The 8,929-nt window shown below is 62.6% G+C and carries 11 protein-coding genes; 5 read left to right on the top strand and 6 right to left on the bottom strand.

Translation table 11 applies throughout. From position 1 onward, the window contains the following. Window positions 1–103: 103 nt before the first annotated feature. Entirely contained in the window at window positions 104–706 is a 603-nt protein-coding gene (locus ACTJKE_RS13185; RefSeq protein ID WP_058323285.1) for a hypothetical protein, read from the top strand. 159 nt (window positions 707–865) lie between these two features. Here ACTJKE_RS13185 and ACTJKE_RS13190 read toward each other — a convergent pair whose 3' ends face one another. Both ACTJKE_RS13190 and ACTJKE_RS13195 read right to left on the bottom strand, forming a co-directional pair. After that, window positions 866–1,336: a nucleoside deaminase gene (locus ACTJKE_RS13190; RefSeq protein ID WP_057254438.1), complete on the bottom strand. Its 471-nt coding sequence runs from the start codon at window positions 1,334–1,336 to the stop codon at window positions 866–868. A gap of 239 nt (window positions 1,337–1,575) precedes the next feature. Further along, complete coding sequence (locus ACTJKE_RS13195) at window positions 1,576–2,040, bottom strand: cupin domain-containing protein (RefSeq protein ID WP_057254440.1); 465 nt, start codon at window positions 2,038–2,040, stop codon at window positions 1,576–1,578. 342 nt (window positions 2,041–2,382) lie between these two features. On the opposite strand from ACTJKE_RS13195, the gene ACTJKE_RS13200 reads away from it, so the two are divergent. Beyond that, window positions 2,383–3,189: a class I SAM-dependent methyltransferase gene (locus ACTJKE_RS13200; protein WP_440691906.1), complete on the top strand. Its 807-nt coding sequence runs from the start codon at window positions 2,383–2,385 to the stop codon at window positions 3,187–3,189. A gap of 108 nt (window positions 3,190–3,297) precedes the next feature. Here ACTJKE_RS13200 and ACTJKE_RS13205 read toward each other — a convergent pair whose 3' ends face one another. The 3 genes from ACTJKE_RS13205 to ACTJKE_RS13215 all read right to left on the bottom strand — a co-directional run bounded on the left by ACTJKE_RS13205 (window position 3,298) and on the right by ACTJKE_RS13215 (window position 5,126). Beyond that, the gene (locus ACTJKE_RS13205; RefSeq protein WP_057253992.1) at window positions 3,298–3,948 is read right to left on the bottom strand and encodes a glutathione S-transferase family protein; all 651 of its coding nucleotides are present in this window, start codon (window positions 3,946–3,948) and stop codon (window positions 3,298–3,300) included. 91 nt (window positions 3,949–4,039) lie between these two features. Beyond that, window positions 4,040–4,420 carry a nuclear transport factor 2 family protein gene (locus tag ACTJKE_RS13210; protein ID WP_058325765.1) on the bottom strand — a complete coding sequence of 127 codons (381 nt, stop codon included), beginning with the start codon at window positions 4,418–4,420 and terminating at the stop codon, window positions 4,040–4,042. A gap of 253 nt (window positions 4,421–4,673) precedes the next feature. Then, window positions 4,674–5,126 carry an Lrp/AsnC family transcriptional regulator gene (locus ACTJKE_RS13215; RefSeq protein ID WP_440691907.1) on the bottom strand — a complete coding sequence of 151 codons (453 nt, stop codon included), beginning with the start codon at window positions 5,124–5,126 and terminating at the stop codon, window positions 4,674–4,676. Window positions 5,127–5,241: 115 nt separating this feature from the next. Between ACTJKE_RS13215 and ACTJKE_RS13220 the strand changes: the two genes are divergently transcribed. Further along, complete coding sequence (locus ACTJKE_RS13220) at window positions 5,242–5,865, top strand: LysE family translocator (RefSeq protein WP_440691908.1); 624 nt, start codon at window positions 5,242–5,244, stop codon at window positions 5,863–5,865. A gap of 15 nt (window positions 5,866–5,880) precedes the next feature. Here the strand turns inward: ACTJKE_RS13220 and ACTJKE_RS13225 are convergent, their stop codons facing one another. Next, window positions 5,881–6,831 (bottom strand): hypothetical protein, encoded by a 951-nt coding sequence (locus ACTJKE_RS13225; protein ID WP_440691909.1) that lies wholly within the window; start codon window positions 6,829–6,831, stop codon window positions 5,881–5,883. Window positions 6,832–7,324: 493 nt separating this feature from the next. Here ACTJKE_RS13225 and ACTJKE_RS13230 point away from each other — a divergent pair, with 493 nt between their 5' ends. Both ACTJKE_RS13230 and ACTJKE_RS13235 read left to right on the top strand, forming a co-directional pair. Next, complete coding sequence (locus ACTJKE_RS13230) at window positions 7,325–7,783, top strand: MarR family winged helix-turn-helix transcriptional regulator (RefSeq protein ID WP_063891506.1); 459 nt, start codon at window positions 7,325–7,327, stop codon at window positions 7,781–7,783. A gap of 111 nt (window positions 7,784–7,894) precedes the next feature. Next, window positions 7,895–8,824, top strand: a complete 930-nt coding sequence (locus ACTJKE_RS13235; RefSeq protein ID WP_440691910.1) for an SDR family NAD(P)-dependent oxidoreductase — start codon at window positions 7,895–7,897, stop codon at window positions 8,822–8,824. Window positions 8,825–8,929 lie beyond the last annotated feature (105 nt).

The raw sequence follows: 8,929 nt of genomic DNA on the forward strand, positions 1-8,929 counted from the left end.
GCAAGCTTTTGATTTTTGGACTGACTTTGCGTCAGCGCGAAGCCTGAACCGGCGGTGCCGGCCAGGCAGCGATGACGATTGAATGAAACGAGGAAACGACACGATGACATCCAAGGCAGAACGCATCCGCATCAAGCGCGCCAGCCGGGCCGGCCGGCCGCGCAAGGCCGACGTGGCACGCTATCCCGGTGGGCAGATCAAGCACGGCGAGACCGAACGGGAGGTGCGCTCCGTGGCGCTCGACGCGCGCAAGCGCATGCATTTTTCCGGCAAGCGCGACGTCGATGTTGCAAGCCCCTTTGCCGGCTACACACTCGGCCGCATGTTCCTCGACGGCAAGCTGACGGCGCACGAGCGCGAGGCGGGCGACGAGTACGCCCGGCAGATGGCACGCTATTACAGCCTCACCGGCATTCCCTTCCCGAGTGTCAGGGCGCAGTCGCTCTTCAGCGTCAAGGGCTTTGCCGGCGAGACGAGCGCCGAGCGTGCCAAGAGCGCCCGCCAGGCGGCCAACCGGATGATGGAGCTCGAAGGCGTGCTCCTGAAACTGCAGGACGGACCGCAGGTGAAGACGACGGTCTTCAACGTCTGCATCATGGATTACGAGATGCTGCGCACCATGCCGGAGCCGCAGCTCGCCTGGCTGAAGCGTGGGCTGACGGAGTTGCACTGGCACCTGGGACTGTCGCGGGAGAAGGAGGGGTGAGGTAGATGGCGCCCATCTTCTGGACCGCTCGTCCGGCCTGCCGGCCACCGTCTCGCCGCAGGCGGGGAGAAGGGACATATGGCGACGCCCCACCTAAATCGCTTCGTCACACCCGGCCGCGGGATACTTTTGCAGTCTAACTCCATCGGGCGCGCCGCATCAGCGGCGCCAGAAGGTCCGGTGGGGGCTGAGTAGTTCGTCCTCGATCTCGGGGAAGGGGCCAAAAACCTCGATCGGCTTCTGGCCGGAGGCAAGCACCGTGCGCGAGGCGAGGTTCATGGTCGGGTTTTCGGGGTGGTCGCTGGTTTCGGCAAGGAGCTTTTCCTCCTCGAAGCCGTAGACCAGGCGACCGATATTCGCCCAATAGAGCGTGCCGGTGCACATGGCGCAGGGCTCGCCGGTTGAAACCAGCGTGCAGGACCATAGGAATTTCGCCGGATAGGCGGTCGCGGCACGCCGGCTAAGCTCGGTCTCGGCGTGGCGTACGGTGTCGATATTGCCCTGGCGCATCAGGATGCTGTCGTCGGGGCCGACCAGGACCGCGCCGAAAGGATGATGGCCGTGCGCGGCGGCCTCGCGCGCGACTTCGTCGGCGGCGCGAAGGTGGGCGAGCATCTGATCGCGGGTCATGGTCTGTCGCTCCCCAACGTCGTGGACGCCACCGATTGATTGGACGGTGCCGTTCGGACGATCGTAGCTCGAAAATCGAATGTCCGATATCGCCGCTGCCCGCAATTTCGCAAGACATCCGCCATGCCAGTGGGTGCTGCGCTTGCAAAGGGGAGTGTGTCTCCGCTCTCCTTGCGACAGGTGAGGCGGTCGCATTGCCCGGTCTTTCCCCAACCGCCGCAGCCTGCGCTGGCGGCGGGTCAATCTTGATCCGACCAGTCGGCAAGCAGGGTGATGCCGAACTTCGGCGCGGCCCTCCGAAGCCGATCAAGCTCTTCCGATGTCGGTGGCTTGACCGCTTCGCCCGGCCCAAGTTCACGGCCGGCTTCTTCCAGAAAGCGGTCGAAGATGGCTGGCGTGCCGATCAGGATGTAGCGCGCCGGCCGGCGGCTGACGTTGAGGAGTTGGTGGGGTACGCGGCGCGGGAGAAAGATGCTCTGGCCCACGGTCAACCGGTGCGCAGTCCCGCCGATTACCGCAGTCAGTTCGCCCTCGAGGATGTAGACGGTTTCGTCGTCGCTGGCGTGGACGTGAATTGGCGTCCTGGTGTCGCCGCCGCTGACGTTTTCGAAGAGGCAGAACTGGCCGTCGGTCTGGCTGCCCGACAACAGACGCTTCATGACGACGCCGGCGAGGGCGAATGCTTTCGGTTCTGTGCTGCTCATCGCAAATACCCCATCGAATTTCGCAGGAGCGGTCCTGTCCGCTGCGCTCCCGAGGAAGCGCGGCGGCATGGTTGCATGCGTCGGCGGCGACATCAGGACAAAGGGTGAGGTGCGGCACGGTTCGATCCGGCGCCGATGGAGCCGGGGCGGCGCCCTGCCTGGCTGGCCTGCCGAGAGGATGGCGAAATATCCACCGCGCGCGAATGGCGATCGGTTCCGAATGCCGTGGATCGGTCTCGAACCCGATAAACCGTTCGACACGGCAGTTTGCCAGCACCTATGTTTTGGGTTGCCCAGCCTGTGGTAGAGTTGCGCCCGTTCGGCTGGCTGGAGTGTGCTGTGATGGCTGCATCGACGTTCAATGCCAACACTGGCGACGGATATGAGTTGCAGATGGGGCGCTGGAGCCGAAGGCTGGCCGTGCCTTTCCTGGCATTTGCCGGAGCCGCGGCGGGTGAACGGGTGCTGGATGTCGGCTGCGGCACCGGCAGCCTGACATTCCTGTTGGCCGCGCGGCCCGACCCTTCCGCCGTCTGCGGGGTGGATTGCGCGGCGCCCTACATCGAACACGCCAGCCGCAGCAATCCAGATCCGCGCGTCTCCTTCCAGATTGGCGACGCATGCGCTCTCTCCTTTGAGGATGCGGCGTTCGATCGGGTTCTGTCGCTGCTGATGCTGCATTTCGTTTCTGAGCCGGAACGGGCCGTGGCGGAGATGCGCCGCGTTGCGCGGCCTGGCGCAACGGTCGCTGCCACCGTGTGGGACGGTCGCGGCGGTTTCGTTGCCAGCCGCCTGTTCCTCGATACGGCGGCAGCCCTTGATCCCGCCGCCCGCCGGCTTCGCGAGCGCGCCTTCACCCGCCCGATGACCCGGCCTGGCGAACTGGAGGCGGCCTGGCATAGGGCCGGCCTTGTCGAGGTCGAGACGGCTGAGCTTGCGATCCGCATGGAGTACGCTTCCTTCGACGACTACTGGACGCCCTATCTCGGCAAGGATGGCCCAGGGGCCGAATATATCGCGACACTCAATGAGCCGGCGCGCACGCGGCTTCGCGATGCGGTCCGTTCTGCCTATCTCGATGGCGAGGTCGATGGTCCACGGTCCTATGTCGCGGTCGCCTGGGCCGTCAAAGGTGTGGTGCCAGGTTGAATTCAGGGCGGCGGCTCATACCCCTGGGATCGCTGGAGACTTGAAGAAAGAGGTCAACCGGGTGATGCGGCTCTGTCAGAGTGACGCAACTCGGTTGCCGCTTCCGGGTTAGCCTGCCGATGCGGAGGTGAAAACCGCCAACTGGGCCTCGAAGGCGCGCTTGTAGGCCGGCCGTGCTTCGCCGCGAGCGACATAGGCAGCAAGGTTCGGGTATTCCTCAAGAATCCCTGATCCATGCAGCCGGCGCAGCACCGTCACCATCAGGAGGTCGCCGGCGCTGAAGGCGCCATCGAGCCAGTCGGCATCGCCAAGGTGATTGGAAAGGCCGCCAAGCCGTCTGCGGATGGTTTCGTCGAGCGCACGCAGGCGGTGCTCGTACCAGGGCTCGTTGCGTTCGAGGATCTGGACGAGATTACGGTCGAAGACCGGCGGCTCGATGGTGTTGAGCGCGGCAAACATCCAGGCGATCGCGCGCGCCCGGGCATTGGCTTCGTCTGGCAACAGGCCGGCATGGCGCTCGGCGATATGGAGCACGATCGCTCCGGACTCGAAGAGGGCGAGATCGCCTTCCTCATAGGTCGGGATCTGGCCGAAGGGCTGAAGGGAGAGATGCGGCGGCTGCTTCATCGCCTTGAACGACAGAAGGCGAACCTCGTAGGGCAGGCCTACTTCCTCGAGCGCCCAACGGACACGCATGTCACGCGCGAGCCCCTTGCCGCGATCCGGTGACCGTTCGAAAGCGGTAATGGTGATCGTCATCGTTGTCCTCCATCGCTTGTCTGTCCTTGAAGACGAATGGCGGCACGCGATCCCGACATGTCATCGCGAAAGTCGCGCTCGGACGGCCCGCTCAGGCCGCTCCCGTCACCGTTCCCTGGTGGAACAGCATCTGCCACCTGGTTCCGTTTCGCTTCCAGACAGAGCTTCTGAGCGCGTGCCGCTCCGATCCATCGCTTTCCCTGCGACGGGTTCTGTACGTCAAGAGCAACGCTTCCGGCGAAATGGCGGTCAGGCGGTAATCGCTCGCGCGCAGTTCGCCATCGTCTTGCTCTGGCTCCTGCACAAGCAGATCGATGATTTCCGCACGATGATAGATCGTACCGGAAGCCCCGAACTCGACGAAGCCTTCGGCGAGCAGCGCCTCGACGGCTGAACGCGACCGGCGAACCTCCGGGCGGTGCAGTGCTTCTTCAAGCGCACGGATTTCATCGAGAGGGGGCAGAGCGTGCATCATGATTGTTCCGCTGTGGGCGAGGGCTGCCGGTACACTACTGCATGTCTCCTTAATCGACCTCGATTTAAGGACAAAGGCATGCAGAAAATCAAAGTGCTACAGCGACCTTTGCGCGTCTGATAAGACGCGCGGCGCTGTAATCTGCTGAGACCTCGGACGGCAACTCCCAGAGCGCCGTGCGTTCAGATGAACGCAAAGGACGCTTTAGCCGTGGCGCACCAGTTCATCCGGGGCGGCGCGAGCCAGCCGTTCAAAGAGGAAGCGGCCGGTGCTGGAAGATGCTCTTCATCACAAGGGTAGAGGTCAGGCGCAGCACGCTCGGCAGCGCAAGCAGGCTCTCGTCATAGAGCGCCTGGAAAGCCTTCAGGTCCTCAGTCACCACGTGCAGCATGTAGTCGGGATCGCCAAACAGACGCTCGGCTTGCGTGATTTCCGGTATCGCCCAAAGAGCCTTTTCGAAGGCATGCACGTTCTCGCGGCTGCCTTCCCTGAGCGTCGCAAAGACGATCGCCGAGAAATTGAGGCCGACCTTGGCGGCATCGATATTGGCGCGATAGTCGCTGATCACGCCGGATTGCTCGAGCGCCCTGACCCGGCGATGGCAGGGGGAAAGGCTGAGCCCGATGCGGTCGCCGAGCTCGGTAACCGACAGTCTCCCGTCCTTCTGAAGCTCAGCAAGAATCTTGCGGTCCGTATCATCCATGAGGGAGATATTGCCTCAAGATGCCACATCTCGGCAAGAGATAGGGAGCTAATCCCCGTGATGCGACGCTATTCTTCCTTTGATGGCGCGGGTATCCGAAGGAAGGTGGCGCGAGATGGAAATGGGTCTGTTGACGGCGTTTTGGGCGATATCGTTTTCGCTGGTGCTGACACCCGGCGCAGACTGGGCCTATGCGATCTCGGCGGGATTGCGAGACAGGGCGATCATGCCGGCCGTTTCCGGCATGCTGCTTGGCTATCTTGCGATCACTCTGGTGGTCGCGGCCGGCGTCGGCGCGCTCGTCGCCGGCGTTCCGGCGGTTCTGACGGTGCTTACCGTGCTGGGAGCGGGCTATCTCCTTTGGCTCGGCGTCGGGGTTCTGGCCCATCCGCCTGTTCCGGTGGCCGATGAAGATCAGGCGGCCAGGAGCTGGACCGGGTGGATCGTCCGCGGTTTCGCGGTGAGCGGCATCAACCCGAAGGCGCTACTTCTTTTCCTGGCGCTGCTGCCGCAATTTACCAGCCGCGACGGGAGCTGGACGATCCCGAGCCAGATCGCGGCGCTCGGGGCCGTGCATATGCTCAACTGTGCGCTGATCTACTCGCTTGTCGGCACGGGTTCGAGCATGGTCCTCAGGACGCGCCCGCGCGTGGCTCGTCTGGTGAGCCAGTTCTCAGGCGCGGCGATGATTGTGATCGCGCTGTTCCTGCTCGCCGAGCAGCTTGTCATAATCCGATGAGGCGTGGCGGCCGCCTCAGGAAGCTTTCGCCAGTTTTTCTTCGCGGCCGATGCGGGCGTCGAGGTCCCGCAGGCGAAGCGTGACGGCGGGGTGGCCGGGCAGGAGCGACAGGGCATTCGTCAGCATGTCGCGCGCTGTGACGAGGTTGCCGTCGCGGATATGGCGATTGGCGCGGTGGAAGAGGAAATTGACCTGCTCCGTGGGGGCAAAGCGATCACCGAAGCGGGCGTGCAGGCGATCGGCCCAGGCCGGGTGGCGGGTCATGGCGGCGACGGCGTTCTGGTAGGGCCGCATCGGCGCGTCGATCCGCGCGGAGCGGGCAAGGGCGCGCAGGGCGGCAGGGTCATTGGCGCGGCAGGCATCGATCAGCGAAAGCGCGCGCTGCGTTCCGGTGAAGACCCTGACCGTGCCATGACCGGTCATGTGAACGGGCACGAGATGCGTTTCCGCCTGCAGTTCCGCTATGCGCTCGGCATGCCGGCGATCGATCGCGTGGAACGGATCGTAGAAGAGATAGGCGCGGCCGGCGGCGTGGTCGGGGGCGATGCCCATATTGGCGTGCAGGTCGGGCGAAAAATGCCTGAGAAAGCGATTGTCGTAGGGAACGGCTTTGGGATTGATCGAGATTTGCGGGCAGAAGGCGATGGCTGTCGTGGCGTTGAAACGCCGGCGGTAGCGAAGCGCTGCATAACCGCCCTGCGAATGGCCGTAGAGGATGCGCTCGGGTGCTGCCTTCAGGATCGGCGCCGCAGCCTCGACCGCCTTAACCACGCTTGCGGCCGGAAACCAGTTGGGACGCTTGCTGATGAAGCCGAGGGCGGCGATATCCGCCTTCTCGCAAAAGCGCTGGCCCCAGTAGCGGCTCCCGTTTGCCTGGATTTCCATCTCGTTGAAGGTGATGAGGAGGTAAGCCGAGGCGCCCGGGCGATGGATGACCTCAAGGTTTTCGTCCGAGTAGATAAGCACGGTTGCTCCGAAGTATTTCAAGGTTTGCAGTAGTATATTTCCAATTTCCGAAGCTTGTTCGGCGACGTTATATTAGTGTGAATTCGCCTAGGATTTCCAGTGCCTAGGACTTTCTGCAAGAGGATTTCAATATTCATTTCGGCTGACGGCTTCAGCGGTCGTTCGTTTCGGCAGCTTTCGGCTCAAACCGGACATAGAGGTTCGCATCGCGGACGGCTGCTTTGCGCCCCCATTTGAGCCGTTCAGCGCGCCGATCGCCGAGCCCAGAAGCTGCCATTCATTCACGTGGAGCGGCGCTGAGCGGCAACGGCCTCAATGGGACTCTGCTGCCGTCCTCGGATGATACGGCGAACGGCAGCTTCCAGCGAGAGCGAACGTTCCGGCGTTTATGCAGATCATCGCCCGTGGCATGCGCTGAGACATCAGGGTTTCGTATCCTCCTTGAAACGCGATACTGGTTGACTACATGTTGTAGATGCATCATCGAGAGACTATGAACCTGCGTTCCCTACCCGACGATAGACGAGCAATGCTGCGGGAACTGGAAGATGCCTGCGTAATTTCGCGGGCGCGCCTTATCTCACGCGTCATGACCAACATCTTCGACGAGGAACTGCGGCCGTTCGGCCTAGTGTCGTCGCAACACACCTTACTCGGTTCAATCATGCGGATGGGCGTCGCGACGCGTGCCGAAATCGGCCGAGCCAACTGCCTCGATCGCTCCACCTTGACGAGAAACCTCAAGCTGATGCTGGACGCGGGATGGATCGAAGAGGTCCCCGACAAGGTTCAAGGTCGTCAGCGCCCCCTTCGGCTGAGCAAAGCTGGCGAAGACCTGCTGTTTTCATCCATGCCGGCCTGGCGGGCGGGGCAGGAACGAGCGTCCAAGCTGCTTGGGCAAGCAGGCTTGAGCGCAATCAAGACCGTCGCGGACGACATTCCGCGCGATTAGCCGGAATCTGAAATTATGGTATTGCATATACAACACTGCTTCCTATGTGTTGTATATGCAGCATTAGGACGCCGCGGAGCGCCTGATGCCATTATCGAAAGGAGAAATGCGATGACAACGATTCTGGTGACCGGTGCAACCGGAGATACGGGGCGTCCGACCGTGAAGGAACTGCTGAAGAAAGGCCTAAAGGTCCGCGCCCTCGCTCGTCGGGAGGACGCTCGCTCGCAGGAGCTGGCCAGTCTGGGTGCCGAGATCGTTTATGGGGACATCACCAGCCTGCGCGATATGCGGCTGGCTTTCGACGGCGTCGACCGCGCTTACTTCTGCTATCCCATTGCCGACGGTCTCGTGGAGGCGGCAGTCATCTTCGCACAGGTGGCGAGAGAGCAGGGCGTCGAGCACATCGTCAACTTGTCCCACAAGCAATCCAGGCCCGACGCGCGCAGCAAGGTGACCCAGAACCATTGGCTTTCGGAGCAGGTGTTCAAGTGGTCAGGCATCCCGACGACGAACTTGCGCATCACCTTCTTCGCCGAGTGGCTCCTCTACATCTCGACATTCATCCAGCGCGGCCGCTACGTCATGCCATTCAACAAGGATGGCCGCTTTGCTCCGCTGGCCGCGGCCGATACGGCGAAGATCATCGCCAACATCCTGGAGAAACCGGAAGGCCACGGCGGCCAAGCCTACCAGCTGCACGGCCCGAAGGAGTATAGTCACGAGGAGCTCGCAGCAGAGGTTGGTCGGGTCCTCGGAGTCGATCTGCCCTTCGAGCAGCTTACCGTATCGGCCTTTCTGGAGCTCGCGGGGCTCGAGGATGACACCGTCTTGCGGCGGCACTTCGAAGCTGCGGAGCTGGACCAGCAAGAGGGTCTCCTCGCCGGTCTCGATGACATCGGCACGAAGATTATTGGTGGCCCGCTGATGACCGTAGAAGCTTTCGTCAACGCGAACCGGGCGCGCTTCGTCCGTGAAACGCAAACGTCACTCGACCGAAATGAGAATCCTGTGCGTTTTGGGGCGGATATATCAGGGTGACTAATCCAGGTCGCTAACCGGGGCGATCCGGAACGCATGTTTCGGAGCTGCATCGTCCACCTCGAAAATGCCATGGCTTTGCGATTAATTCACCGGCCACTGAGC

The organism is Ensifer sp. 22521, assembly GCF_052044795.1.
Lineage (GTDB): Bacteria > Pseudomonadota > Alphaproteobacteria > Rhizobiales > Rhizobiaceae > Ensifer.